The sequence below is a fragment of the Allobosea sp. 05T422_2 genome, assembly GCF_056396265.1.
Map to the genome: position 1 here is coordinate 1 of NZ_JBFTLD010000042.1, position 26,892 is coordinate 26,892.

The 26,892-nt window shown below is 64.7% G+C and carries 21 protein-coding genes; 9 read left to right on the top strand and 12 right to left on the bottom strand.

What is annotated here, in order from left to right:
* From mnmE to AC1DJT_RS10555, 5 genes are all read left to right on the top strand, one after another.
* Positions 1-1,101, top strand: a 1,101-nt coding sequence (mnmE, locus tag AC1DJT_RS10535; RefSeq protein WP_476834030.1) for a tRNA uridine-5-carboxymethylaminomethyl(34) synthesis GTPase MnmE, incomplete at its 5' end; no start/stop codon positions are given.
* A 92-nt stretch (positions 1,102-1,193) separates the two neighbouring features.
* Positions 1,194-3,083, top strand: coding sequence for a tRNA uridine-5-carboxymethylaminomethyl(34) synthesis enzyme MnmG (gene mnmG / locus AC1DJT_RS10540; RefSeq protein ID WP_441505110.1), 1,890 nt, complete (start codon positions 1,194-1,196; stop codon positions 3,081-3,083).
* Between the two features lie 3 nt (positions 3,084-3,086).
* Entirely contained in the window at positions 3,087-3,734 is a 648-nt protein-coding gene (rsmG, locus tag AC1DJT_RS10545; RefSeq protein WP_441492044.1) for a 16S rRNA (guanine(527)-N(7))-methyltransferase RsmG, read from the top strand.
* Complete coding sequence (locus tag AC1DJT_RS10550; RefSeq protein WP_476834031.1) at positions 3,731-4,564, top strand: ParA family protein; 834 nt, start codon at positions 3,731-3,733, stop codon at positions 4,562-4,564. The genes rsmG and AC1DJT_RS10550 overlap by 4 nt, the downstream gene beginning before the upstream one ends.
* A gap of 34 nt (positions 4,565-4,598) precedes the next feature.
* On the top strand, positions 4,599-5,477 hold the full coding sequence (locus tag AC1DJT_RS10555) for a ParB/RepB/Spo0J family partition protein (protein WP_476834032.1): 879 nt from the start codon (positions 4,599-4,601) through the stop codon (positions 5,475-5,477).
* A gap of 22 nt (positions 5,478-5,499) precedes the next feature.
* Here the strand turns inward: AC1DJT_RS10555 and holA are convergent, their stop codons facing one another.
* The 3 genes from holA to leuS are packed head-to-tail and all read right to left on the bottom strand — an operon-like array spanning position 5,500 to position 9,724.
* Positions 5,500-6,531 (bottom strand): DNA polymerase III subunit delta, encoded by a 1,032-nt coding sequence (holA, locus tag AC1DJT_RS10560; protein ID WP_441505112.1) that lies wholly within the window; start codon positions 6,529-6,531, stop codon positions 5,500-5,502.
* Positions 6,532-6,546: 15 nt separating this feature from the next.
* Positions 6,547-7,113, bottom strand: a complete 567-nt coding sequence (locus AC1DJT_RS10565; RefSeq protein WP_441492047.1) for a hypothetical protein — start codon at positions 7,111-7,113, stop codon at positions 6,547-6,549.
* Positions 7,100-9,724 carry a leucine--tRNA ligase gene (leuS, locus tag AC1DJT_RS10570; protein WP_476834033.1) on the bottom strand — a complete coding sequence of 875 codons (2,625 nt, stop codon included), beginning with the start codon at positions 9,722-9,724 and terminating at the stop codon, positions 7,100-7,102. The genes AC1DJT_RS10565 and leuS overlap by 14 nt, the downstream gene beginning before the upstream one ends.
* 204 nt (positions 9,725-9,928) lie before the next feature.
* Here leuS and AC1DJT_RS10575 point away from each other — a divergent pair, with 204 nt between their 5' ends.
* Positions 9,929-10,594, top strand: coding sequence for a YggS family pyridoxal phosphate-dependent enzyme (locus AC1DJT_RS10575; RefSeq protein WP_441492049.1), 666 nt, complete (start codon positions 9,929-9,931; stop codon positions 10,592-10,594).
* Positions 10,595-10,684: 90 nt separating this feature from the next.
* Here the strand turns inward: AC1DJT_RS10575 and AC1DJT_RS10580 are convergent, their stop codons facing one another.
* The gene (locus tag AC1DJT_RS10580; protein ID WP_476834034.1) at positions 10,685-11,254 is read right to left on the bottom strand and encodes a L,D-transpeptidase family protein; all 570 of its coding nucleotides are present in this window, start codon (positions 11,252-11,254) and stop codon (positions 10,685-10,687) included.
* 81 nt (positions 11,255-11,335) lie between these two features.
* Here AC1DJT_RS10580 and AC1DJT_RS10585 point away from each other — a divergent pair, with 81 nt between their 5' ends.
* Both AC1DJT_RS10585 and AC1DJT_RS10590 read left to right on the top strand, forming a co-directional pair.
* Entirely contained in the window at positions 11,336-12,022 is a 687-nt protein-coding gene (locus AC1DJT_RS10585) for a response regulator transcription factor (protein WP_069882335.1), read from the top strand.
* Between the two features lie 6 nt (positions 12,023-12,028).
* A complete protein-coding gene (locus AC1DJT_RS10590; protein ID WP_441492051.1) occupies positions 12,029-12,493 on the top strand; it encodes a cyclic nucleotide-binding domain-containing protein in 465 nt (154 codons plus the stop codon).
* 9 nt (positions 12,494-12,502) lie between these two features.
* On the opposite strand, the gene xth is transcribed toward AC1DJT_RS10590, so the two are convergent.
* From xth to tesB, 6 genes are all read right to left on the bottom strand, one after another.
* A complete protein-coding gene (xth, locus tag AC1DJT_RS10595; RefSeq protein ID WP_441492052.1) occupies positions 12,503-13,318 on the bottom strand; it encodes an exodeoxyribonuclease III in 816 nt (271 codons plus the stop codon).
* Positions 13,319-13,473: 155 nt separating this feature from the next.
* The gene (locus AC1DJT_RS10600; RefSeq protein WP_476767858.1) at positions 13,474-14,304 is read right to left on the bottom strand and encodes an outer-membrane lipoprotein carrier protein LolA; all 831 of its coding nucleotides are present in this window, start codon (positions 14,302-14,304) and stop codon (positions 13,474-13,476) included.
* A gap of 178 nt (positions 14,305-14,482) precedes the next feature.
* Positions 14,483-17,056 (bottom strand): FtsK/SpoIIIE family DNA translocase, encoded by a 2,574-nt coding sequence (locus tag AC1DJT_RS10605; RefSeq protein WP_476767859.1) that lies wholly within the window; start codon positions 17,054-17,056, stop codon positions 14,483-14,485.
* A gap of 211 nt (positions 17,057-17,267) precedes the next feature.
* Complete coding sequence (locus AC1DJT_RS10610) at positions 17,268-18,746, bottom strand: ammonium transporter (protein WP_441493289.1); 1,479 nt, start codon at positions 18,744-18,746, stop codon at positions 17,268-17,270.
* A gap of 34 nt (positions 18,747-18,780) precedes the next feature.
* Entirely contained in the window at positions 18,781-19,119 is a 339-nt protein-coding gene (locus AC1DJT_RS10615; RefSeq protein WP_043236992.1) for a P-II family nitrogen regulator, read from the bottom strand.
* A gap of 238 nt (positions 19,120-19,357) precedes the next feature.
* Complete coding sequence (tesB, locus tag AC1DJT_RS10620) at positions 19,358-20,224, bottom strand: acyl-CoA thioesterase II (RefSeq protein WP_476834035.1); 867 nt, start codon at positions 20,222-20,224, stop codon at positions 19,358-19,360.
* 150 nt (positions 20,225-20,374) lie between these two features.
* Between tesB and AC1DJT_RS10625 the strand changes: the two genes are divergently transcribed.
* On the top strand, positions 20,375-21,625 hold the full coding sequence (locus AC1DJT_RS10625) for a ubiquinone biosynthesis hydroxylase (RefSeq protein WP_476834036.1): 1,251 nt from the start codon (positions 20,375-20,377) through the stop codon (positions 21,623-21,625).
* A gap of 172 nt (positions 21,626-21,797) precedes the next feature.
* Here AC1DJT_RS10625 and AC1DJT_RS10630 read toward each other — a convergent pair whose 3' ends face one another.
* Complete coding sequence (locus AC1DJT_RS10630; protein WP_441493292.1) at positions 21,798-22,001, bottom strand: Trm112 family protein; 204 nt, start codon at positions 21,999-22,001, stop codon at positions 21,798-21,800.
* A gap of 9 nt (positions 22,002-22,010) precedes the next feature.
* Positions 22,011-26,855, bottom strand: coding sequence for an NAD-glutamate dehydrogenase (locus AC1DJT_RS10635; protein WP_476834037.1), 4,845 nt, complete (start codon positions 26,853-26,855; stop codon positions 22,011-22,013).
* Between the last annotated feature and the right edge of the window lie 37 nt (positions 26,856-26,892).

A 26,892-nucleotide genomic window follows, 5' to 3' on the forward strand; every position in this document is an offset into this window, starting at 1 on the left:
GGACCAGCGAGCTTCACCGGCGAGGATGTCGCCGAGTTCCATGTCCATGGTTCGCGTGCGGTGATGGCGGCCCTGCTCTCGGCATTGACCGGGCTACCAGGGCTTCGATTGGMGGAGGCCGGCGAATTCACCCGGCGGGCCTTTGAGGCGGGAAAGCTGGATCTTGCAGCGGTCGAGGGCCTGGCTGACCTGATCGATTCGGAGACGGAATGGCAGCGTCGACAGGCGCTCCGGCAGATGGAGGGAGCGCTTGGTCATGCGGCCGGGCTGTGGCGAGATCAGTTGATCGGCGCCATGTCGCTGTTGGAGGCCGAGATCGATTTCTCGGATGAAGGCGATGTTTCCGGAGCGCTTGTGGAGAACGCCATTGTGTCCGTCACGGACGTGCTGACGAGCCTGCGCGATGCCCTTGGATCGTTTCGGATGGGCGAGCGCGTTCGTGAGGGATTTGTCGTCGTGCTGGCGGGACCGCCCAATGCGGGAAAGTCGAGTCTGCTGAACGCCCTCGCCCGCCGCGACGTGGCGATCGTCTCGCCGCAACCTGGTACGACCCGCGACATGATTGAGGTCCGGCTTGATCTCGCCGGTTTCCCGGTGACGTTGATCGATACGGCGGGTTTGCGCGAGAGTGTCGATCCGATCGAGGCAGAGGGTGTCCGCCGGGCGACGGCTCTGGCCGAGAAGGCGGATCTGGTGCTGAGACTTCGTGCAGTCGATTCGTCTCCGAACCGAGCGTCCGTTGAACCGCAGGATCTGATGGTTGCCACCAAGTGCGACTTGCCCGGGCAAGTTGGCGCCGGTGAACTGGCGGTCTCCGTGCAAAGCGGTGTCGGACTCGATACGCTGTTGAGGAGCGTTTCGGAGCGGCTCGGTGCGCTGACCAATCCAGAGCCCGCATTGCTGACCCGCGAGCGACAGCGCGTAGCGGTTACGGACGCGGTGGCGGCTCTGCAGCGGGCAGCGGGTTCCGGGCACGGACAGGTCGAGCTGCTGGCTGAAGACATCAGGATCGCCGTGCGCGCGCTCGAACGGCTCGTGGGGCGGATCGACGTCGAGGATGTGCTGGACCGGCTGTTTGCAGGCTTCTGCATCGGAAAGTAGAGAACCCGCTGCGCGGCGTTTCACGTGAAACCTTCAGCTGAGAGATCACAAGAATCTTGACCCTCGGCACGGGGTTGGCTAGCGACATGCGCATGTCCCATTCCATTGCCACAGATCGCTATGACGTCATCGTCGTAGGTGGCGGCCATGCCGGCGCCGAGGCGGCGGCCGCTGCTGCGCGTCTTGGCGCGCGCACGGCGCTGTTGACCCATCAGCGCGAGACGATTGGTGTGATGTCCTGCAATCCTGCGATCGGCGGATTGGGCAAGGGCCATCTGGTGCGTGAGATCGATGCGCTCGACGGTATCATGGCCCGCGCAGCTGACCGTGCTGGCATCCAGTTCCGGATGCTGAACCGCCGCAAGGGCCCGGCCGTTCGCGGCCCGCGCGCGCAGGCAGACCGGAAACTCTATCGGAGTGCGGTTCAGGATTTGCTCGCCGAGCTTGAGCATCTCGAGATCGTGGTCGGTGAGGCCTTTGACCTCGATATAGTGAATGGCGCGGTTCAAGGCGTCATTCTGTCCGACGGGCGTCGATTCGCTTGCGGAACGGTTGTCCTGACGACTGGTACCTTTCTGCGTGGATTGATCCATATCGGCGAGAAGACAATTCCGGCAGGACGCGTTGGGGAAGCCCCGTCGCTTGGTCTATCGGCCACGCTGGAGCGTCACGCGCTTCCGCTTGGTCGCCTCAAGACGGGTACGCCACCACGGCTGGATGGGCGCACGATCGCCTGGTCCACGCTGGAGATGCAAGCCGGCGACGAGCCGCCGGAGCCGTTCTCCGCGCTGACCGATGCGATCACGACGCCTCAGATTTCCTGCGGCATTACCCGCACCACGCTGGCTTCGCACGAACTGATCCGCGCCAACCTCCATCGGGCGCCGATGTTTTCGGGCCAGATCGAGGGCCGAGGACCACGCTACTGCCCATCGATCGAGGATAAGGTCGGCCGGTTCGGGGATCGCGACGGCCACCAGATCTTTCTGGAGCCGGAGGGGCTCGATGATCCCACCGTCTATCCCAACGGTATCTCGACCTCCTTGCCGGAAGATGTGCAGCTCGGCTTGCTGAAGACGATTCCTGGGCTTGAAGATGCAGCCATGCTGCGTCCTGGCTATGCGATCGAGTATGATTTCGTCGATCCGCGCGCCTTGAAGAACTCGCTCGAAACGCGCGCGATCGCCGGTCTGTTTCTCGCGGGCCAGATCAACGGAACGACCGGTTATGAGGAGGCGGCTGCCCAGGGGCTCTTTGCGGGCCTCAATGCGGCGCGGCGTGCCGGTGGTGCAGAGCCGATCGCGATGGATCGGACGACCTCCTATATCGGCGTACTGGTTGATGACCTCGTGACGCGTGGGGTGACAGAGCCATATCGGATGTTCACGTCGCGTGCAGAGTTCCGGCTGTCATTGCGTGTCGATAACGCCGACGAGCGGCTGACCCCGTTGGGTATCGAGCTCGGCTTGGTCGGAGGCGAGCGTGAACGCCGGTTTCAGGCCAAGGCCGCGCAAATCGACGGTTTGCGGGTGCAATTGAAGAACCTCCGGCTGACACCGCAACAGGCCGACCAGGTCGGCCTGCAATTGAACCGCGATGGCGTGCGTCGGAGCGCTTATCAACTCCTCTCTTATCCAGACATCAGCTTCGAGCAGCTGGCAGCGATTTGGCCGGAGCTCAACGCCCACCCGGCCTCCGTTGCGTCGCGCGTTACTGCGGATGCGACTTATGCTGTCTATCTCGACCGACAGGCTGCCGAGATCGGGGCCTATCAGCGTGACCAAGCTCTGGAGGTCCCGGCCGATCTCGACCTTGATGGTATTTCCGGGCTCTCGAATGAATTGAGAGCGAAGCTGTCGCAGCAGCGCCCGGCCAATCTCGCGCAAGCATCACGGATCGAAGGCATGACTCCTGCTGCACTGACCTTACTGGCGGCCCATGCGCGGCGGGATCGCAAGCGCGCGACGCAAACGGCGGCCTGAGTCGTGGCTGTTGACAATGATGACCGCGCCCGCGCTCTGCGCTTGACTCCTGTTTCACGTGAAACACAGGAGCGGCTCGCGCTGCTGGTCGCAGAGCTGGTCAAGTGGCAAAATGCGAAGAACCTGGTCTCTTCGACGACGCTTTCGGATGTCTGGACGCGGCACGTCGCTGATTCGCTCCAGCTCTTCGCATTGGCGCCTGACGCCAGAACCTGGCTCGATCTCGGCTCAGGCGGTGGATTTCCCGGACTTGTGATCGGGATCTGTCTTGCCGAACAGGGGCAAGGCCGAATCCATCTGGTCGAGAGCAATGCGCGCAAATGCGCCTTTTTGCGCCACGCGGCCCGGGTGACCGGTGCGCCTGTGACGGTTCATGCCTCGCGGATCGAGGATATCGTTGGGGAGTTCACAGAAAAAGTCGACGTCGTGACGGCCCGGGCGCTCGCACCGCTCCCGATTCTGCTAGGATGGTGCAAGGAGTTGTTGAGAACCGGGACACTTGGGCTCTTTCCCAAGGGACAATATCTAGATGCTGAATTGACCGAAGCGTCTAAATATTGGAAGATTCAGGCCTCGACAGTTGTCTCCGTGACAGATCCGGCAGCTCGCATTCTGTTGATTCGCGAGGCCGAGCAGCGGGCTGATACATGACCGATCTGACTCCCATTACCCTTCCCCCCCGCCGGCCACGTGTGCTGGTGCTCGCCAATCAGAAGGGCGGCGTCGGCAAGACGACGACGGCCATCAATCTCGGCACGGCGCTCGCCGCGATCGGTGAGAAGGTGATGATCGTCGATCTCGATCCGCAGGGGAATGCCTCGACCGGGCTCGGCGTTGACCGGAAGAGCCGGCAATCCTCGACCTATGATGTGCTMTGCGGCGATATCGGCCTTGGTCAGGCGCTGCAGGAAACCGCTGTACCTGGTTTGTTCATCGCGCCGTCGACGCTCGATCTGCTTGGTGTCGAGCTCGAGATCGCCAGTGCCAAGGATCGCACCCAGCGCCTCAAGAAGGCGATCGACGAAATTTCCGACGATCAGCGCTGTGCGGACCTGACCTATATTCTGATCGACTGCCCGCCTTCGCTCAGCCTGATCACCATCAATGCGATGACGGCAGCCGACGCCGTGCTTGTGCCGCTGCAATGCGAGTTCTTCGCGCTGGAGGGCCTCAGCCAGCTGCTCAAGACGGTCGAGCAGGTTCGCAATGGGCTCAATCCGCGCCTGATCATTCAGGGCGTGGTCCTGACCATGTTCGACCCGCGCAACAATCTCTCCGGTCAGGTCATGGCCGACGTTCGCGAGTTTTTGGGCGACAAGGTCTATGAGACCGTGATCCCGCGCAATGTCCGGGTTTCGGAAGCCCCGTCCTACGGCAAGCCCGCCCTGCTCTACGATCTCCGCTGTGCCGGCTCGCAGGCCTATTTGCGGCTGGCATCCGAAGTCATCAGGCGGGAGMGTGCGCTGCGCGCCGCTGCCTGAACTCATTTCGTATTTAGTATCAAGAGGTTGAATTATGGCCGAGGAACAGGGACGTTCACGTCTTGGCCGGGGTCTCGCCGCTCTGATTGGAGATGTCGGCGACGAGATCGGAGCGCTCGAGCGTGCCAGAGGCCAGCGTCGGGTTCCAGTCGAGTTCCTGCGGCCGAGCGCGCGGAATCCGCGGCGCAGTTTCGCGGATGACGAGCTCGAGGATCTGACGGCTTCCGTGCGCGAGCGCGGGATCCTGCAGCCGATCATCGTGCGCCCGCTCAAGGGCATGGCCGACGCCTATGAGATCATCGCCGGCGAACGGCGTTGGCGTGCCGCGCAGCGCGCCGGCCTGCATGAGGTTCCCGTCATCCAGGTCGAGGCTGACGACCGCGAGGCGCTGGAAATCGCCATCGTCGAGAACGTCCAGCGCAGCGACCTGAACGCGATCGAAGAGGCCGCCGGGTACGAGCGCCTGATTGCCGAATTCAGCTATACCCAGAACGATCTGGCCCGCGTCATCGGCAAGAGCCGAAGCCATGTCGCGAATACGCTGCGCCTTTCAAAACTGCCGGAGCCTGTCCGGYGGATGGTGGCTGAGGGCGCCGTTTCGGCGGGCCACGCGCGCGCGCTGCTCTCGGTCGCGGATCCTGAGCTGATGGCGCGCAAGATCGTCGATGAGGGCCTCAGCGTCCGCGACATCGAACGGTTGGTGCAGGAAGAGGCGCGGGGTGAGAGCAGGAGCTCCCCTGGCAAGCCGAAACTCGACAAGGATCCGGACACCCGCGCGTTGGAAAAGGCGCTCGAGGAGGTTCTCGGGCTATCAGTGTCGATCCAGCACCGTCCGAGCGGCGGAGGCGACATGAAGATCGGCTACAAGACGCTCGATCAGCTCGATGCCCTGTGTCGGCGCCTGAAAGCCTGATCAGGCCCCTTGCGCTTACTCGCTAGGAACCGCGCCCGCCGCTCTGTGCCAGCCGGGCGAGGGTCCAAAGGGTGCGTGCAGCGGTTGGACGGGCGAGTTCGCCATCGCGCCTGACCGCAAGAGTTGCGGTTCCCAGAATGCCGACCGCTTCGGTGAGCTTCTGCACGGACCATACGTTCAACGCCGCTTCAGCGGCCGCCATGCGGGGAAAGGGCAGCCGCATGCTGGAGACCGCGTCCCGGGCGCTGCGGCCGCCATCGACGCTCTGACGGGCTTTCAGCAGCGTCAGGGCGTGGCGTAGCAAGCCGCCAAGCATCACCCCGGAATCGAGGCCTTCGCTCGACAGCTTCGCGAGCGCCAGATCGAGCACGGCCAGACGGCCGGCGAAGACCGCATCGACGAGCGCAGCCTGCTCGCGTTGTGCCGTATCGCCGACGACCGCCTCGATATGCGCTTCGGTGACGGCTGGATCTGCGCCAACATAGAGCAGAAGCTTTTCGATCTCGCGGCGCGATGTCTGGCGATCGCCGCCCAATAGCCCGGACAGCTGTTCGCGCGTGGTGCGGTCGATCGATTTGCCGGCAGCCCGGACCATTTCATCGATGATACTACCAAGATCGCGCGCCGCATCGCCGTAGCAGGGCACGGCGAGGGCCGTTCGTGCCTTCTCACAGGCCTGGCGCAGGGGATTGGTGCGTTGGAGATCACCCGCTTCGACGATGACGATCGCGTCCTGCGATGGCGTTGACAGCAGCGGCTCGACCGCCGCGAGCAGCAGCTTCGATGTCGGTGACACGCGAATGGCACGCCGGCCGCCGAACAGGCCGATCGTATTGGCTTCGTCTACCAGCTTGAGGGGATCGGCAGCGACATCATCGCCATCCATGCGAATGAGCTGGAAGGCATCGTTGATATCGTCGACGCTGGCGCGTGCGAGCGCTGTCGCCCGCTCGGAGACAAGGCCGGAATCGGGTCCATAGATCAGGATGAGGCGCCAGGCCGGGTCCAGCTTGGTCAGGGCCCGGTCGGCCTCATGCGCCTTGATGGCGACCATTGCCTGTCGTCCGGCTCAGCCGCCGACGAGATCGGCGGCGATCTGCCCTTGGATCAGGGTTGCCAGCGACTTGCCGGCTCGAATCTGGGCATCTCGTGCTGCGCGGACCGTGGAAAAACGCTGCTGGGAGCGTTCATAGGGCGCGCGCGTTATGGTCGTGCCGGAGGATACGACCTCTCCTGTACCTTCCCGGACGAGCGACCAGGTGGCTGTCGCGACGAGAACGGCGGAGTCGGCGCGGCCACTGACGTAGTCGACGGTGACGACTTCGATCGATTCCCGGATCGAGGCCTGGAGCTTCAGGCGCTTCGGACCAGTGGCCTCTCCGGCTCCGCCGCCGTCGAGTTCGAAGACGAGTTCGTTCCGCAGGTAATGCCCGACCAGGCCCTTGATCTCGGGGACCTCGATATTCCTGAGCGCCGCCTTGACGCTGCCGCCGACGGTGCTGGTGGTATTCTCGGCATAGAGCGGGCGCAGGCACCCACCAGCAAGCGCGGCGGCGCCGAGTGCGGCGGCCAGCATGAGGCGGCGGGTAGGCACACCGCGACCAGGTCGGCAGCGGTGCGAATCAGACGACGACATTCACAATTCTCCCCGGCACCACGATGATCTTCCGGATCGGGCGATCGTCCAGGGCTTTGATGACGGCCTKGGATGACCGAACGATGGCTTCGACGGAGACCGTATCCGCATCGGCCGGCACGGTCACCTCTGCGCGCTTCTTGCCGTTGATCTGGACCGGCAGCGTGACGCTGTCGTCACGGAGCAGTTCGGCGTCAGCCACCGGCCAGGAGGCTTCGCCAACGAGGCCGGGTTGGCCGAGCGCGTGCCAGCACTCCTCGGCAAGATGCGGCATCATCGGCGCGACAAGCTGCGTGACGATGGCGGCCGCCTCGTGCAGCGCAAACGCCATATCGCTGGCAAGCGCGGGATCCTCGGCAGCTCCGTCGAGCGCCTTCGCGATGGCGTTTGTCAGCGTGTAGATATGAGCGACGCACCGGTTGAAGCCGAGGCGCTCGATATCGGCGCCGACGGCGTGCAGGGCACGATGGCTGGCCTTGCGCAAGGTGAGGGCCGCCTCACCGAATTCCGCGGCAGCACCCGCTGAATTGCCGGTCCGCTCGGCGATCTCGCCGATCAGCCGCCATAGGCGCTGCACGAAGCGGGCTGCGCCCTGAACGCCTTCGTCCGTCCAGATCACATCGCGATCCGGTGGCGAGTCCGAAAGCATGAACCAGCGGGCGGTGTCGGCGCCGTAGGAGGCGATGATGTCGTCGGGGTCGACCACATTCTTCTTCGACTTCGACATCTTCTCGATGGAGCCGATCTCGATTGGCGCCCCGGTCTCGACATGGAAGCCACGACGCTCGCTGCCATTGGCCTCGATACGGACATCGCCGGGCTCGACCCAGGTTCCATCCTCGGCTCGGTAGGTCTCATGGACCACCATGCCCTGGGTGAAGAGGCCAGCAAAAGGCTCGTCCAACCCGGCATGGCCGGTTGCCTTCATCGCGCGGGTGAAGAAGCGCGAATAGAGCAGGTGCAGGATCGCATGCTCGACGCCGCCGATATACTGGTCAACGGGAAGGAAGCGGTCGACGACCTTGCGATCGGTCGGGCTCTCGGTGCGCCAGGGATCGGTGAAACGGGCAAAATACCACGAGGAATCGACGAAGGTATCCATCGTGTCGGTTTCACGACGGGCCGGCTTGCCGCAATTGGGGCAGGCGACATGCTTCCAGCTCGGATGATGGTCGAGCGGGTTGCCGGGCTTCTCGAAGGAGACGTCATCCGGCAGCTTGACCGGCAGGTCGGCATCCGGGACCGGCACGGTACCGCAATCGGCACAGTGGATGATCGGGATCGGGCAGCCCCAGTAGCGCTGGCGCGAGATGCCCCAATCGCGCAGACGGAAATTCACCTTGCGCGTGCCAACGGGCTGATTGCCGCGTGTCTCGCTCTCCAGCCGGCGGGCCACCTCTTCTTTCGCTTCCGGAATGGTCATGCCATCCAGGAAACGCGAATTGATCATGCGGCCATCCTCGACATAGGCCGTGTCCGTGATGACGAAGCTTTCGGGGTCGACACCCTCGGGGCAGACGACCGGGGTGTTGCCGAGCCCGTATTTGTTGACGAAGTCGAGGTCGCGCTGGTCATGGGCCGGGCAGCCGAAAATGGCACCGGTGCCGTATTCCATGAGGATGAAGTTCGCGACATAGACCGGCAAAGTCCATGATGGATCAAAGGGATGGACCGCGCGCAGGCCGGTATCGAAGCCGAGCTTCTCGGCCTTGTCGATCGCTTCCTGCGCCGTGCCGGTGCGCTTGCACTCCTCGATGAAGGCCTGCAGTTCCGGGTTCCTGGCTGCGGCGGCCTTGGCGAGCGGGTGATCGGGCGCGATCGCCATGAACTTCGCGCCGAACAGCGTGTCCGGGCGTGTCGTATAGATCTCCAAGTCGGATTGGCCGAAGGCATTCGATTCGAGTGCGAAACGAATCAGCAGCCCTTCCGAGCGGCCGATCCAGTTCTTCTGCATCAGCCGCACCTTCTCCGGCCAGCGCGTCAGCCCTTCCAGGGCGTCATGCAGCTCCTGACCGTAATCGGTGATCTTGAAGAACCACTGGGTCAGCTCGCGAATCTCGACGAGAGCGCCGGAGCGCCAGCCACGGCCGTCGATGACCTGCTCATTGGCGAGCACGGTCTCGTCGACTGGATCCCAGTTGACCTTGGCGGTCTTGCGATCGACCAGCCCGGACTTGAGGAAGTCCAGGAACATCTTCTGCTGGTGGCGATAATAGCTCGGGTCGCAGGTAGCGAGTTCGCGGCTCCAATCCAGCGACAGCCCCATCGACTGGAGCTGCGTGCGCATCGTCGCGATGTTGGCGTAGGTCCATTCGCGCGGATGGATCTTGTTGGCCTTGGCAGCGTTCTCGGCCGGCAGGCCGAACGCATCCCAGCCCATCGGGTGGAGAACGGAAAAGCCCTTGGCCCGCTTGTAGCGCGCAACGACGTCGCCCATCGCATAGTTGCGAACATGGCCCATATGGATGCGCCCCGACGGATAGGGGAACATCTCGAGCACGTAGTAGCTCGGGCGCGTATCGTCATTGCGTGTCTCGAAGAGCTTGCGCTCATTCCAGACCTGACGCCATTTCGGCTCGGATTCCTTGGGATTGTAACGTTCGACGGCCATGATGCGCGGGCAATTCTTGGATAAGCGGAGCCTGCCGGCCGCTCCCTAGGAAATCGCTGGGCGCTTTCAGAGGAAACAGAAGGCCGTTTCCGCAGTTAGAGCGGGATTCGGGCGGAAAACCGGTTCCGGCTTTTCCACATCATGTTCTAGGACACCATTGCACGCACGCGGTCAACGTCGCGCGCGAGATGGAAGGGTTTCACGATGAACGATACGGTTACGCGGCTGGCCGCCACGCAAGCGGCGATTGCACGCGCCGCGCGTGATTTCGAGCGCCGCCCAGCAGATGTGACGCTGATCGCCGTTTCGAAGACCATGCCGGAGGAGGCGATCCTTCCTGCCCTGGAAGCAGGACAGCGCGTCTTCGGCGAGAACTACGTCCAGGAGGCCAAGGCGAAATGGCCGGGCCTGCGCGAGCGCTTTCCCGATGTCGAACTGCACATGATCGGCCCGCTGCAGTCGAACAAGGCACGGGACGCGGTCGCCCTGTTCGATGCGATCCATACGCTCGACCGGGAGGGCCTGGCGAAGGAACTTGCCCGCGAGATCGCGAGGGCCGGCCGGGCACCGAAACTCTTCGTGCAGGTGAATACCGGCGAGGAACCGCAGAAGGGAGGCATCAATCCGGGCGAGGCCGACGCGTTCATCGCGCTCTGCCGCACGCATCACGGTTTAGTGATCGAGGGGTTGATGTGCATTCCGCCAGCCGAGGAGCCGCCCTCGCCGCATTTCGCGCTGCTGGCCAAGATCGCTCTGCGCAACGGGATTGGCGGACTCTCGATGGGAATGAGCGCCGACTACGAGGCCGCGATCCAGCTCGGTGCTACCCATGTTCGTGTCGGTAGCGCGATCTTTGGGGCCAGGGCGTAGGGAGCTCCCTGTTTGCACGCCGGCAGCGGGTCGACCCGGCGGTAGTGCCGAGTCGACCCCAAGGCCTACTGATCGCGCTGAATGCGGATCCTACCGGATTTCCATGACGCAGCGCCGGGCGAGGCGCGGCAGCAGCTTCTCAAAAACATGCCGCTCGACAGCGACGCAACCCGCCGTCGGAGTGAAGCCAGGCCGGGCCAGGTGCCAGAAAATCGCACTTCCGCGGCCGCGAATCACCGGGGCGTCGTTCCAGCCCATTTCGACGATGACGTCGTAGAGATGGTCCTCGCGTGTAAGACGCTCCTCGGCTTCGCCGGGCGGGCGGTCGATCAGTCGATTGTAGCGCCGGTCGCTCCTATCGTCGCACCAGGCATCGCGAGGTGCGATCCTGCGCAACGGCAAGCTGGTCTGGGGGCGGGGCAAGCGGTCGGCGCGATAGAAGATGCGCCGCAGCGGCAATGTGGCGCGGGGAGTGCCGCCATCGCCTTCCCGCTTGGCGACAATGATGCCGGAGCGGCCAAGTGCACAGGGAAAACAGGCGCCGCCGGCGATCAGAAATCCCTTGCGGCGATCATGCACGGAGCGGACGACCCGCAACCGGGTAAGGCCTCGCCGCACCTCACCTGGACCGGCACCGTCGGCCTGATCACATTTTCTCACGGATATTCCACCCCACCTGACTTGCAGTCGCGATTCAGCGGGCTCATGGTGCCGGAATCGCAAACCGTTCAAATGATTGCCATGCCCGCCGTCCATCATATTCTTCTGGTCGACGACGACCAGACGTTGCGTGACGCGCTCGCGGAGCAGCTCGCGCTTTATGACGAGTTCCGGATCTCGACGGCTGCGACGGCATCCGCCGGCGTGAAGGCCGTTCAGGCGGAACGGGTCGATCTCGCCGTCATGGATGTCGGGCTTCCCGACATGGATGGTCGCGAGGCGGTGAAGGTGATGCGCCGCAACGGCTTCAAGAGCCCGGTGATCATGCTGACCGGGCAGGGCTCGGACGCCGATACCGTGCTCGGACTGGAAGCCGGCGCCAATGATTATGTGGTGAAGCCGTTCAAGTTCGCGGTGCTGCTGGCGCGTATCCGCGCCCATTTGCGGCAGTACGAAGCGAGCGAGGATGCCGTCTTCCAGGTCGGCCCCTATACCTTTCACCCAGGATCGAAGCTGCTTGTCAGCGAGAAGGGGTCGAAGACCAAGCTCACGGAGAAAGAGACCGCGATCCTGCGCTTTCTCTATCGTGCCGGCCGCAAGCCGATTGCCCGCGAGATCCTGCTTCAGGAGGTCTGGGGCTATAATTCACAGGTCACCACCCACACGCTGGAGACCCATATCTATCGTCTGCGCCAGAAGATCGAGCCCGATCCGGCCAATGCGCGACTATTGGTGACGGATGCGGGCGGCTATCGCCTGAATCCTTGAGATTTCATGGCGCTTAACGACGACATCGCATTCCTGGCCAAACAGCCGCTGCTRGGTCTCATGGACCATGACGCCTTGCGRCTCGTGGCCTTTGCCGCCGAGAACCGCATCCTGCGCGCCGGTGATGTGCTCTTCCGCCGCAACGACGGTTCGGATGGGGCCTATCTCGTCGTCTCGGGTGCGATTGCGCTCATGAGCCGGGATGACGGCCAACCCGCCGACGAGGTGGTGGGTCCAGGCGGGTTGATCGGGGAGCTGGCGCTGTTCGCCTCGATCAAACGGCCGGTGACGGCCGTTGCGCGCGAGCCCACGCAACTGATGAAGCTCTCGCGCAGCGTGATGCGCCGGGTGCTCGGCGAATCCCCGCAATCGGCTCAGGCGATCGCGGCTGCGATCGGAGAGAGGCTGCAAGGCTTCATGGGCGAATTGTCGCAGGTTCGCGATGCGCTGATAGCGATCGATCGAAGCTAGAGCGCTCGATCAGAGCTCCAATGTCACCGTGACGGGAACGTGGTCCGAGGGCCGCTCCCAACCGCGTGCTTCACGCAGGAAGGTGACGTCGCGCAGGGTCGGCTTCAATCCGTCAGAGAGCCAGATATGGTCGAGCCGGCGACCCTTGTTCGAGGCAGCCCAGTCGGCGGCACGGTAGCTCCACCAGCTATAGAGCTTCTCGGGTTCGGGCCGCAGCGTGCGCGCGGCATCGCTCCAGCCAAGCTCGGTGCGCAGCGTCTCGAGCGTCGTGGTTTCGATGGGTGTATGGCTGACCACGTCGAGAAGCTGCTTATGGCTCCAGACATCGTGCTCATAGGGCGCGATATTGAGGTCGCCGAGCAGGATGCTTGGCCGGTCGGTTGGTCGTTTGGCGATTCCCCAGGCGCCGAGTTCGTCGAGAAAGGCGAGCTTGTGGGCGAACTTGTCGTTCAGGTTCGGATCCGGGATGTCGCCTCCGGCCGGAATGTAGAAATTATGGATGGCGACGCCCGCGGCAGCGCCAGCTCCCTTGTCGAGTACGACCGTCATATGGCGGGCATCATTGCGTCCGCACATCGCCATGGCGTCCTTCTCGCTGAAGGGCAGGCGTGAGACGATCGCGACGCCATTATAGCCCTTCTGGCCGATGAAGGCCTGATGGACATAGCCGATCTTCTCGAAGGCCTTGGCGGGAAACTGCTCGTCAGGAGTCTTGGTCTCCTGCAGGCACAGTACGTCCGGCGCGGTGGTGGTCAGGAATTCCGTCACCATGCCGATGCGCAGGCGCACCGAATTGATGTTCCAGCTCGTAACGGTCAGATTCACGCAGTGTTTCCGGATCGAAAGGGAGCCGGAAACTGGGTCTTGGCAGCGGAAAAAGCAAGCTGTTCCGAAGCCTGACGGCGTTGCGGCCGCCGCCTCGTCTCGCAAGCAAGCCCGGCGCTCGATATCGCTTGGAGGGCCGCCCCTTCAGCGCGTGCTCAGAGCATGCGCTCGTAGTTGATCACGAAATTCTTCGGATCGGGACGCCGCTGCGTATCGAGGTTGTAGAGCGAGACCGATGTCTCGTAGCCCTGGGGATCGATGACCACCCACTGCCTGAGCTCGTTGGCCGCCATGTCATAGTTCAGGGTGATCTTCGACGTACCGCCAAGGGTCGAACGATCCTCGACGCTGACCGACAGGATGTCGCCCTTGGTGCTGACCTTGGTGATGGTCGAATCTCGGGCAAGGTCCATGCGCTCCTTGACCAGGAACTTCAGTGGCGTCTGGCCGATCGAGTAGAGATCTTGGGTCGCGAGCTTCTTGTCGCGGATCGCCACCGAGGTGCCGTCGGCGATGACTTCCATGGTCACGGGCGGCCGATACTCGAAGCGCATCTTGCCTGGGCGCTGGATATAGAGCTTGCCTTCGAAGCGKCGGCCGTCAGAGGTGAACTGGATGAAGTCTCCCTGCAACGTCGCAAAGCCATTGAAATAGGCATTGAGACGCTCGACAGCTTCCTGCTGTGTGAGCGGGGCTGAATGCTTGCTGGTGGTMGACTTGACCGGGACGGCAGCCGGACGGGGCTGTTCGGCGGCGACCGTGGTGATGACCGGAGCGGAGGTTGCCTCCGCGGTCCGCGGCAGGCCAAGCCCCGGCGGTCGCATGGGCGGCAGCGGGATCGCGCGGGGAGCTGCCGGCTTTGCGGCCGGCGCTGCGGGTTTGGCCTGAAGATCAAGCGGCTGGGCCGCGAGCGGGCCAGACGCAATGGCGAGCCCAAGCGCGACAAAGGCGCCGAGCGAAGCCTGCATTGGCGAAACGCGTGTCATGAGCAAAGCTGCTCCGATGCTGGGGCCATATCGGCCTGGATGTTCGCGTCATTGCCTGATGCGGGCAATGACTGGAGGCGGGCGAAATGGCCCGCCGCCTCAGGTAAACGCATCAACCACCGTATGAGTTGCACTTCAGCGTGGCAATTTGAGGACCTGCCGTCTCTCTGCCGTCCGCTCAATCCTCGTCTTCCCTGGCGCGGCTGGCCTCGACGAGGATCTCTCGCTTGCCGGCGTGGTTGGCGGGGCCKACGATGCCCTCGTTCTCCATGCGCTCCATGATCGAGGCGGCGCGGTTGTAGCCGATCTGCAGGCGGCGCTGGATATASGAGGTCGAGGCCTTCTTGTCGCGCAGCACGACCGCGACCGCCTGGTCGTAGGGATCCTCGCTCTCGGCCTGGCCCATGCCGCTCTTGTCGAAGACGGCGCCGCCATCCTCGTCATCGCTGCCGGCCTCCTCCTCGGCGGTGACCGCGTCGAGATAGTCCGGCCGGCCTTGCGTCTTCAGATGCGCCACGACCTTCTCGACCTCGGCATCCGAGACGAACGGCCCGTGCACGCGGGTGATGCGGCCGCCRCCGGCCATGTAGAGCATGTCGCCCTGGCCGAGCAGCTGCTCGGCGCCCATCTCGCCGAGAATGGTGCGGCTGTCGATCTTCGAGGTGACCTGGAACGAGATGCGGGTCGGGAAATTGGCYTTGATCGTGCCGGTGATGACGTCGACCGAGGGCCGCTGGGTCGCCAGCACGACATGGATGCCGGCGGCGCGCGCCATCTGCGCCAGGCGCTGGATCGTGCCCTCGATYTCCTTGCCGGCGACCATCATCAGGTCGGCCATCTCGTCGACGATGACGACGATATAGGGCAGGGGCCCCAGATCCATCACCTCTTCTTCGTAGATCGCCTCGCCGGAATGCTTGTCGAAGCCGGTCTGCACGGTGCGYGTGATGATCTCGCCGGCAGCCAGCGCCTCGCCGACCCGGACATTGAAGCCGTCGATGTTGCGCACRCCGAGCYTCGACATCTTCTTGTAGCGCTCCTCCATCTCGCGCACCGCCCATTTCAGCGCGACCACCGCCTTCTTCGGGTCGGTGACGACGGGGGTGAGCAGATGCGGGATGCCGTCATAGACGGAGAGCTCGAGCATCTTGGGRTCGACCATGATCAGCCGGCACTGYKCGGGSKTSAGCCGGTAGAGGATCGACAGGATCATGGTGTTGATCGCGACCGACTTGCCCGAGCCGGTGGTGCCGGCGACGAGCAGATGCGGCATGCGGGCAAGATCGGCGATCACCGGCTCGCCGCCGATGGTCTTGCCGAGGCARAGCGCCAGCTTGTGCTTGGTCGATTCGAAATCCTGGCTGGCGAGCAGCTCGCGCAGGAAGACGGTCTCGCGCTTGGCATTGGGCAGTTCGATGCCGATCGCGTTCTTGCCCTGGACGACGGCGACACGTGCCGAGATCGCGCTCATCGAGCGCGCGATGTCGTCGGCCAGCGAGATCACCCGCGACGACTTGGTCCCCGGCGCCGGCTCGAGCTCGTAGAGCGTCACGACAGGGCCCGGGCGAACCTGGCTGATCTCGCCGCGCACGCCAAAGTCCTCGAGCACCCCCTCGAGCAGGGTCGCATTCTGCTCCAGCGCATCCGTCGAGATGGCTGTCGAGGGGACCTTCTTCGGTTCGGCAAGATAGGTCAGCGGMGGCAGCTCGAAATGATCGCGATCGAGCAGGGACGGCTGGGCCTCGCGCGACAGACGCTTGCCAGGCTTGGGAGCAGCGGGCCGGGCGGTGACGCGCGGAGCATTGAGATCGCGCAGGTCCTGCGGTTCATGATCATCGTCGATATCGCCATCGGGAAAGTCGACGACGCGACTGGCCGGACGCGGGCTGGGCAACGGCTCGGGGGCGAAGACTGGAGGGGCAGCGCGGGCCGCAGCTTCGTTGAACTGCGGTTCGCGGCGTACGCGGCTGACGGGCTGGTTGCCAGCGGAGCCAGTGGCGCTGACGGCCGGTTCCGGCGGGTGCGGCAGGCGACGCAGGATCGCGCCCTTGAGCGCCATTGCGCCATGGGCAAGCCAGCCGACAAGGATGACGGCGAAACCGGGCTCGTCGTCGCGACGCTCCTCGGTCTCGGCCCAGGACTCGTCTTCGTCGTCGCTGTCATTGACCGGATCTTCGTCGGTGACGAAGCCGAAGCCCGCGGCGGCGGTCACGGCGAGAATTGCTATACCGGCATAGAGAAAAGCGACAAGGCCGCCGAGGGCGCTGCCTGCGATGCCGACGAGATTGCGCGTCCCAAACAGCAGGCCGTCGCCGATCACGCCGCCCATCCCGGTGGGCAAGGGCCAGCGCGGCGTCGCCGGAAGGGCGCTCGCGACGGCCGCCGTCGCGACGATACCGACAACCCAGAGACCGAGCTTGAGCGCGCCGCGATCGAACAGGTGGAAGCGTATCAGGCGCAGCGCCCAGATCAGCGGCGGGAAGAGCATGGCGATGACGCCGAGCCCGATCATCTGCATGGTCAGATCGGCGATCATCGCACCCGGGCGCCCGAGCAGGTTGTTGACGGCGCCGCCGGTGGCGTTGTTGAGGCTGGGGTCTTCAGCGGCCCAGGTCGCAAGCGCGAGTGCGATGGCCGCTGTCAGCGCCAGCAGCCCGAGCCCGACCATCTCCGACGTCCGTCGCGACAGGAATTCCCGCGCGGGATCGGGCAGGCGATCGATCAGGGATGAGGAGCGTCGGATTGTTCGCATGCCGGCCGGGCCGCCTTCCACAGGACTACAGGCCGCATCATACCGGCCTCCAGCGATCAGGGTATGAAGGTCAGGTTAAGACCCGCTTAACCTTGAAGGGGAGCGCCTCGCCGGCGGATCGATCGGCCTGCTTCTGCGGGCGCAGTTACCATGAGAAAGGCCCCGGCGGGAGACCGCCGAGGCCTGTTTCACGTGAAGCGGCCGGAGGCGCTTACATGCTGTAGGCGCGCTCGCCGTGCTCGGCGATGTCGAGGCCTTCGCGCTCCTGATCCGTGGTGACGCGCAGACCGACGACGACGTCGACGATCTTGTAGAGGATCAGTGAGCCGACGCCGCTGAAGACGAGCGTGAAGAGAACGGCCTTGGCCTGAGCCACGAATGCCGGCCCGAATTCATAGGCCGCGGTGACGAGCTCGCCCGGCTTGGAGACATAGTCCGGGATGCCGCCGCCGCCGAGCGCCTGATTGACCAGGATGCCGGTGGCCAGGGCGCCGATGATGCCGCCGACGCAGTGGATGCCGAACACGTCGAGCGAATCGTCGTAGCCGAGCGCATTCTTGACGGTGGAGCAGAAGACGAAGCAGACGGCGCCAGCGACGAGGCCGAGCACGATCGAGCCCATCGGGCCTGCGAAGCCAGCGGCCGGCGTGACGGCGACGAGACCGGCAACCGCGCCCGAGACCATGCCGAGCAGCGAGGGTTTGCCCTTGGCCGCCCATTCGACGAAGAGCCAGCCGAGCGCGGCTGCCGCCGTGGCGACGAAGGTGTTCATCATGGCAAGCGCGGCGGTGCCGTTGGCCTCGAGATTCGAGCCGGCATTGAAGCCGAACCAGCCGACCCAGAGCAGGGCTGCGCCGATCAGCGTCATGGTCAGCGAGTGCGGGGCCATCAGTTCCTTACCGTAGCCGACGCGCTTGCCGAGCAGCATGCAGCCGACGAGGCCGGCGATGCCCGCGTTGATGTGGACGACGGTGCCGCCGGCGAAGTCGAGCGCACCCCATTTGAAGAGCATGCCGGCATCGGCGTTGACCGCGTCGAGCGCCGCGGTTGCGGCCGCCTTGGCATCGGGGCCCGCCTCAGCGACAGCCTTGGCCGCATTGCCGACGGCATCGGGACCGCCCCAGTACCAGACCATATGGGCCATCGGGAAATAGATGAAGGTCACCCAGAGGGCGGTGAACAGCATCAGCGCCGAGAACTTGATGCGCTCGGCGAAGGCGCCAACGATCAGGGCCGGCGTGATGCAGGCGAAGGTCATCTGAAAGCAGATGTAGACGTATTCGGGGATGACGACGCCGTTCGAGAAGGTCGCCGCGACCGAGTTGCCGTCGACGCCGCGCAGGAAGGCTTTCGAGAAGCCGCCGACGAAATCGTTCAGGCCGCCGCCGTGGGTGAAGGCGAGGGAGTAGCCGTAGATCACCCAGAGCAGGCTGACCATGCAGACGATGGCGAAGACCTGGGTCAGCACCGAGAGCATGTTCTTGCTGCGCACCAGGCCGCCATAGAACAGGGCGAGGCCGGGAATCGTCATCAGCAGCACGAGCACGGTCGAGCTCATCATGAAGGCGGTATCGCCCTTGTTCGGTACCGGCGCGGCGGGAGCCGCCGCTGTCTGGGCCAGCGCGACCGCCGTGGTCGCGGCGAGCACCGCTCCGACCAGCCCGGCCCGCAATGGGGTCTTGAAATTCATCGGTTGAAACTCCTGGACTGAAGGATCGAGAGGATCAGAGGGCGTCGCCGTCGGTCTCGCCTGTGCGGATGCGGACGGCCTTCTCGATCGACGAGACGAAGATCTTGCCGTCGCCGATCTGGCCGGTACGGGCTGCGGCGGTGATCGCCTCGATCACCTTGCCGACGAGCTCGTCCGAGACGGCGACTTCGATCTTGATCTTCGGCAGGAAGCTCACGGCATATTCGGCACCGCGATAAATCTCGGTATGGCCCTTCTGCCGGCCATATCCCTTCACCTCGGTCACGGTCAGGCCATGCACGCCGATGGCGGTGAGCCCGTCGCGCACCTCCTCCAGCTTGAACGGCTTGATGACAGCCATCACGATTTTCATGCTTGGGTTTCCCCGTTTCCGCCGCCCGGATGTCAGCCCCGGCGATCGCGTTGCGCTCCGCGCGCGCCGGGAGCCCGACACACGTCACGGCCGGTCAATTCAAGGCCCGTGCCAACTGCCGGAGGGGGATCATGAGGGGATGACGCAAGGAAAAACGCCCCGTCGCACCACTCGGTGCGGGGTGATTGCCTAATAAACAGGCAAATGCTTGGTTGCTGTGCTTCTGCTTAGAAAGCGCTCATTCGCGGTCCGGACGCGGCCGGATCAGGCCTTCCTGCGCCACGGACGCGACGAGCTTGCCATGGCGATCGAAAACAAGGCCGCGGGAGAACCCGCGCGCGCCCGAGGTCGAGGGGCTGTCCTGAGCATAGAGCAGCCAGTCATCGGCGCGGAAGGGGCGATGAAACCAGAGCGCATGATCGAGGCTCGCGCCCTGGATCTGCTTGTCGAACACGGTCTTGCCATGCGCGATGAGGCTCGAATCGAGCAGCATCAGATCCGAAGCATAGGCAAGCACGCTTTGATGAACCGCCGGATCGTCGGGCAAAGGCTGCATCGAGCGGATCCAGACATTGAACTTCGGCTCCATCTTCTCGCCTGTGACGTAGCGCTGGAGCTCGACGGGCCGAATCTCGATCGGCCGCTCGCGCTGGTAATAGGCGCGCACGGCTTCGGGCATATGCGGCAGCACGCTGCGCTGCATCTCCTCCCGGTTCGGCAGTTCCTCCGGCATCGGCACGTCCGGCATCGGCATCTGATGCTCATAGCCGGGTTCTTCAGCCTGGAACGAGGCGGACATCGAGAAGATCGCCTCGCCATGCTGGATCGCCAGCACGCGCCGCGTCGTAAACGAGCGGCCGTCGCGGAGCCTTTCGACCTCGTAAATGATCGGAGTCTCGGGGTCGCCCGGCAGCAGGAAATAGGCGTGCAGCGAGTGCGGCTGGCGGCCTTCCACTGTCTGGCAGGCGGCGTAGAGGGCCTGCCCGATGACCTGCCCGCCGAAGACCCGCTGCCAGCCGATMTTGGGGCTGCGACCGCGGAACAGATTGCGCTCGAGCCGCTCGAGGTCGAGGATCGACATCAGGGAGTCGCTGATCTGGGACATGGTTCTTCAGGCTCGACTGGCGGGCGGATTGACGGGCGGGCCGGCTGAGCCGAAGACGGTTCCGCCGTATCCTCCGCATCAGCACCGACGCACCGGGCGTCGTCAAGCGCTGGTCCAGGCGTGGTCGGCATGAGGCGCAGGAGCAGGACGATGGGGCAGCAGACCGGCCATTCCGGAAGGCGGATCGTGATCGCGGGTGGCGGCATCGCCGGGCTTTCGCTGGCGCTGGCGCTGAAACGGGCGCTCGGCGAGGCTTATGCAATCGTCCTGGCGGACCCGGCGCTTGCGGCACCGCCGCGTCAGGACAACCGCGCCTACGCCGTGGCGGCGGCTGCACGCAACATGCTGGAGGTGCTGGGCGTCTGGGAGGCCGTTGCAGGCAGTTCTGCCGCGATGACCGAAATGGTGGTGACCGACAGCCGCAATCCAGACGTGGTGCGTCCGGTCTTCCTGACCTTTGACGGCGAGATCGAGCCCGGACAATCCTTCGCCCATATGGTCGAGAACATGGCGCTGATGACGGCGCTGTTGAGCGCCTGCCGTGAAGCGAATGTCGAGATGCGGCCGGAAGGCGTTCGCGGTTTCGATGCGCAGGACGATACCATCGAGATCACCTATGCGGGCGGCGAGCGCATTGGGGCGTTACTGCTCGTGGCTGCGGATGGCGCGCGGTCGCGGCTCCGCGAACGCGCCGGCATCGGTTGGGTCGGCTGGTCCTACCACCAGTCCGGGCTGGTTGCGACGCTGAGCCATGAGCGGCCGCATGACGGGCGGGCCGTCGAACATTTCCTGCCATCCGGGCCCTTTGCGATCCTCCCGCTCAGCGACRGCGGCAGGCTCGGCCACCGCTCTTCGATCGTCTGGACGGAGCGCGAGGAGAATGTCGCGGCGCTGCTCTCGCTCGACGAGGCCGATATGCTCGACGAGATCGAGCGGCGCTTCGGACTGGAGCTTGGGGAGCTTGCACTGGAGAGCAAGGTCACGGCGATGCCGCTCGGCTTTGGCGTGGCGCGACGCTTCGTCGGCGACAGGCTGGCGCTGCTTGGTGACGCCGCTCACCTGATCCATCCGATTGCCGGCCAGGGGCTCAATCTCGGGCTGAAGGATGTCGCGGCCCTGGCTGAGGCCATCGTCGATGCCGCGCGGCTTGGGCTCGATCCAGGCAGCGCCGACGTTCTCGAAGGTTATGAAAGCGCCCGGCGTTTCGACACGGTTGCGATGGGCGCGGTGACGGACGGGCTCAATCGGCTGTTTTCAAATGACGTGACGCCATTTCGCCTGGCTCGCGATTTCGGGCTCGGGCTGGTCGATCGGATGCCAGGGCTGAAGCGCTTCTTCATCCGCGAGGCGGCGGGACTGGCAGGGGACCCGCCGCGCCTGCTCAGAGGCGAGGCGCTCTAGATCATCGGACCGGATATCGTATCCACTCCGATGATCTAACCCTTTGTCTTTGCATCGGCCTTCCCGAACACCGCAATCCACTTTTCGGGCCGATGCTTTAAGGAGAGGCGTCATGGTCGGACAGGCCCGACCATGACACCGATCGCTCCGAAGTGGGCCTCGAGAGCGGGGTCTATCCCTCGATCTGCCGTGCCTCTTCCGGCAGCATGATCGGAATGCCGTCGCGGATCGGATAGGCGAGCTTGGCAGGGCGGCTGATCAGCTCCTGCTTTGCTGCGTCGTATTCGAGCGTGCTCTTGGTCACCGGGCAGACCAGGATCTCGAGCAGTTTCGGGTCGATCCGGGTGGCGGGCATGTCGCGTTCGGTCTCGGTCATGATCTCGTCTCAGTGCTTTCTCGGAAGATCGGCGAGCATGCCGGCTGCGACCATCAATTTCGGCAGGGACAGGCCCGACATCGTGATGGCCGAGACCGTCGCGCGGGTGCGATCGGCCTCCGCGCCACGCTCGGCCAGCCAGCCATCGAGGGTGTCGGATCCGGTTGCGCCCGAGGCGATCTCCTGAGTCAACCCGGCATGAGCATCGACCAGCGTTTCGATGGCGCGGTCGCGGGCCAGGCGCTCATAATCGTCGGTCGCCGGTACGGCTGCTGCTGCTGCCGCCAGGCTGGACAGGCCGAAGACCGAATCGGCGCCGAAATGAATCCGCGCCAACTCGGAAATCKACCGTTTGGTCCGGTCGGCGATGTCGACGATGTCGGTCGCCTGGGCAAGTGCGGGCAGGCTGGCAATCCGCGCAGCGAGGGTTTCGGGCACTGATTCCGAGACGAGAACGGCGATGCGGGCCGTACGCGCCTGGGCGGCTGCCTCGGGCAGCAGGCTGTCGAGTTCGCCGGCGAGTGCGGAGACGCCCCTCGCGTAATGCGCAACCGTTTGCTCGATGGAGCCCGGTTTGGCGACGCCCCGACGCAGGAACCAGCTCATCCGATCGGTGACGAGTTCCTGGGCCGCGGCATAGAGACCGATCTGGGTCTTGCCCGGGATCTTGGCGTCGAGCGCATCGATCGCCCCGTTCAGGGCGATCAGATCGAAGGAGTCACGCGCAATGGCGTAAGCCGCGGCGATCGCCGGTGCGTCGGCGCGTGTCTGGCCGGCCAGGGTCGAGACGATGGCCGGGCCGCCACGGTTGATGATGGCATTGGCGAGCTGGGTTGCGACGATCTCGCGACGCAGCTTGTGGCTGGCAATCTCGGCGCCGTATTTGTCGCGCAGCGCCTTCGGGAAATAACGGGCGAGCTCGTTGTTGAGATAGAGATCGTCCGGAATGGCCGATTCGAGCAAGGCATCGTGCAGCGCGAGCTTGGCATAGGCCAGCAGCACGGCAAGCTCCGGCCGGGTCAGGCCCTCGCCGCGCTTCTCGCGCTCGGCCAGCACCATATCGGTCGGCAGGAACTCGACCGAGCGATCGAGACGGCCCTGGGCTTCCAGCGTCAGCATCAGGCGACGCAGCGCGGGCGTTGCCGTCGCGCCCTGAGCCTCGGTCAGCGAAAGCGCCAGCGTCTGCAGGTAGTTGTTGCGCAGGACGAGGAGGCCGACCTCATCGGTCATGTCGACGAGCAGGGCGTTGCGCTTCTTCTCAGGCAGGCGCCCGTCGCGGACAGGGCCCGCGAGTGCGATCTTGATATTGACCTCGACGTCGGAGGTGTTGACGCCGGCGGAGTTGTCGATGGCATCGGTGTTGATCCTGATGCCGTTGCGGGCGGCTTCGATGCGGCCGCGCTGGGTGCAGCCCAGATTGGCGCCTTCGCCGACGACACGGGCCCGCAGATCGGCGCCCGCAATCCGGATCGCGTCATTGGCGCGGTCGCCGACCTGGGCATCGGTCTCGTCGGTGGCTCGGATATAGGTGCCGATGCCGCCGAACCAGAGCAGGTCGACCCGCGCCTTGAGGATTGCGGTCATCAGTTCGGGCGGGGTGACTTCCGCCTTGTCGAGATCAAGCAGCGCGCGCAGCACCGGGGAGAGTGGGATGCTCTTGGCCTGGCGCGAGAATACGCCGCCGCCCTTGGAGATCAGCGACTTGTCGTAGTCCTGCCACGAGGAGCGGGGCAGCGCGAACAGGCGCTGGCGTTCGGCGTGTGACGCTGCCAGATCGGGCTCCGGATCGAGGAAGATGTCGCGGTGGTCGAAGGCGGCCACAAGCCTGATCGCCGGCGAGAGCAGCATGCCGTTGCCGAAGACGTCGCCCGACATGTCGCCGACACCCGCCACCGAGAAGGGGGTCGACTGGATGTCGATGTCGATCTCGCGAAAATGCCGCTTCACGGCCTCCCAGGCGCCACGTGCGGTGATGCCCATCTTCTTGTGGTCATAGCCCTGGCTGCCGCCAGAGGCGAAGGCATCGCCGAGCCAATGTCCCTTCTCGATCGAAAGCGCGTTCGCGATATCGGAGAAGGTTGCGGTGCCCTTGTCGGCGGCGACGACGAGATAGGGATCATCGCCATCATGGCGCACGGTGTCGGCCGGCGGAATGACCGTCTCGCCGTCGAGATTGTCGGTGAGCTCCAGCAGGGTGCGGACGAAGATGCGGTAGCTCTCGGTGCCTTCCGCGATCCAGGCCTGGCGATCACTCGCCGGCGGCAACTGCTTGGGGAAGAAGCCGCCCTTGGCGCCGACCGGAACGATCACGGCGTTCTTCACCTGCTGAGCCTTGACCAGGCCCAGCACCTCGGTGCGGAAATCCTGCGGCCGGTCGGACCAGCGCAGGCCGCCGCGCGCGACCTTGCCGAAGCGCAGGTGCACACCCTCGACGCGGGGCGAATAGACGAAGATCTCGTAGAGCGGATGCGGCAGCGGCAGATCGTCGAGCCTGGCGCATTCGAATTTCAGCGAGATCGTGCTGCGCGGATAGCCATCCGGGCCGATCTGGAAGAAATTGGTGCGCAGCGCCGCTTCGATCAGGTTGACCAGGCGCCGCAGAATGCGGTCCTCGTCCAGGCTGGTGACGTCGTTGAGCGCGGCTTCGATGCTGTCACGCTCGGCCTGCATCGCCTTCTCGCGCTTGCTCGCATCGAAATGCGGGTCGAATTTGGYGACGAAATAGGCGATCAGCTTCGAGGCGATGCCGGGGTGTCGGGTCAGCGCATCGGCGATGTAGTCCTGGGCGTAGGGCGCGCCGACCTGCCTGAGATAGCGCCCGAGCGCACGCAGCAGCGCCGCCTCGCGCCAGGCGATTCCGGCGGCAAGGACGAGCTGGTCAAAACGGTCCGATTCCGCCAGCCCACGGAACTGGGCCATCAGCGCTGCTTCGATCGTCGGATCGAGGCGGGCGACATCGATTTCGCCTCCGCCGGCACGCTCAAGCGTCATGTCGTGCAGCCAGACACGGGCGGCCTCAGGCGCTTCAACTCCATTGGCTGCCGGCGTCAGGTTGAAGGTCCGCTCGTTGACGACGCGGAAGCCCATGTTCTCGAGCACCGGCACGCGGGCGGAGAGGGAGATCGGCGAACCACTCGAGAAGACCTTGAGATTGGCCCGCGCCGCGGTATCGCCCTCGCGGCGATAGAGATTGACCGCGCGCGACCGCTCCGGGGTGAGCTTCTGCAGCATGTCGATGTCTTCGAGCGCATCGGTTGCCGAGAAGCGCTCGCGATAGGCCGCGCCAAAGGCCTCGGCATAGCGCTCGGTCAGCGACCGCGCTGCCGGGCCCGCCTTCTGCTCGTCGAGAACGTCCTTGAGGCCATCCGCCCAGGTTCGGACGATCGCAGCAATGCCGGCTTCCAGCGTGGCGCGATCGACCCTTGGTGTGCGGCCTTCGTCGCGGCCGATGATGTAATGGGTGCGGGACAGCGGGCCTTCCGGATAGGCCGGGTAAGCGGCCGACAGGCGCCCMTCATAGATCCGCGCCAGGAATTCGCCGACGCGACGGCGGACCTGCGTGTCGTAGCGATCCTTCGGAATGAAGACGAGGATCGAGACGAAGCGGTCGAACTCGTCGACCCGGGCCAGCGCGCGGATGCGCGGGCGCTCGGTCAGCTGCAGGATATCGAGCGCGAAGCGTTCGAGTGTCTCGCCGTCGATCTGGAAAAGCTCGTCGCGCGGAAAGGCATCGAGCACGTTGAGCAGCGCGCGGCCGGAATAGCTCGCCGCGTCGAAGCCCGTGTTCTTGGCGACGCGCGCGACCTTGAGCCGCAGATAGGGAATGGCGCGGGCGCTGCCCGTATAGGCATTGGAGGTCAGCAGGCCGACGATGCGCATCTCGCCGTCGAGATGGCCATCAGGTGTGAACAGCTTGACGCCGATATAGTCGAGATGGACGCGGCGATGCACGCGGCTCTTGACGTTGGCCTTGGTGATGATCAGCGCCTGCGGTTTGGCGAGGAAGGCGCGAATCTCCGGCGTCATCACCACCATTTCGCGATTCTTGCGCAGCATGCGCACGGAGGGATCGCGCAGGATGCCGAGACCCGAGCTGTCGATCGGGTCGGCAGCCGCATCACCGCCCGGGAAACGGTAGGCTCGAATGCCGAGAAGCGTGAAATTGTCGCCGGCGATCCATTCGAGGAATTGCAGAGCCTCAGCGACCTCGTCCTCGGCAAGCGGGGGCGGGTTGGAGCGATAGGCTTGAATCACCTCGGTGATTCGCCCGCGCATGGCCGCCCAATCGTCGACCGCTAGGCCGACATCGACATAGACCCGCTCAAGACCGGTCTTCAGGCGCTCGCGCGCCTCGGGCGTGTCGATACGGTCGAGATGGATATGGATCAGGCTTTCGCGGCGAGCGCCTTCCGGAGCCCGTCCGGTCGCTTCGCCTGCAAGCGAGTGAAAAGCGCCGTCGGCATCGCGCACGACCGCCAGGATGGGGTGGGCGACGAGGCGAGGCTCGTAACCCTGCTCGGTCAGCTCAGCCAGCGTCGAATCGAGCAGGAAAGCCTTGTTATCGTTCACGACCTCGAGAATCGTGATCTGGCGTTCGCGGCCATGCTCGCTGAACGCCTCGTCCCGGAAACGCAGATTCGGCGTGCCGGGCCGGCGCTTCGCGGTCAGATGCTTGTAGGCGGCGGCAGCGGCACGGGCGAGGAGATCCGGCGGGAGTGCGACGATATCTTCGGCAACGACGCGGCCATAGAGCAGCTTCGGAAACTCCGCCGGCATGCCGGTTCCGCTCTGGGAGGCTGCGGCCTCGACCGCGGCCAGAGCCTCGATCGTTGCATTCGTCACTCGTTTAACCATCCCCAGAACCCTCAGTTATTTTGCCGCAGCGATGACA

What these genes read in the sequence shown, in the direction of transcription:
- AC1DJT_RS10585 (WP_069882335.1), top strand. Translation starts at nt 11,336, where the DNA reads ATGCCCGCCGTCCATCATATTCTTCTGGTCGACGACGACCAGACGTTG.
- AC1DJT_RS10630 (WP_441493292.1), bottom strand. Translation starts at nt 22,001, where the DNA reads ATGACCGAGACCGAACGCGACATGCCCGCCACCCGGATCGACCCGAAA.
- AC1DJT_RS10575 (WP_441492049.1), top strand. Translation starts at nt 9,929, where the DNA reads ATGAACGATACGGTTACGCGGCTGGCCGCCACGCAAGCGGCGATTGCA.
- AC1DJT_RS10610 (WP_441493289.1), bottom strand. Translation starts at nt 18,746, where the DNA reads ATGAATTTCAAGACCCCATTGCGGGCCGGGCTGGTCGGAGCGGTGCTC.
- holA (WP_441505112.1), bottom strand. Translation starts at nt 6,531, where the DNA reads ATGGTCGCCATCAAGGCGCATGAGGCCGACCGGGCCCTGACCAAGCTG.
- mnmG (WP_441505110.1), top strand. Translation starts at nt 1,194, where the DNA reads ATGTCCCATTCCATTGCCACAGATCGCTATGACGTCATCGTCGTAGGT.
- AC1DJT_RS10615 (WP_043236992.1), bottom strand. Translation starts at nt 19,119, where the DNA reads ATGAAAATCGTGATGGCTGTCATCAAGCCGTTCAAGCTGGAGGAGGTG.
- AC1DJT_RS10565 (WP_441492047.1), bottom strand. Translation starts at nt 7,113, where the DNA reads ATGTCGTCGTCTGATTCGCACCGCTGCCGACCTGGTCGCGGTGTGCCT.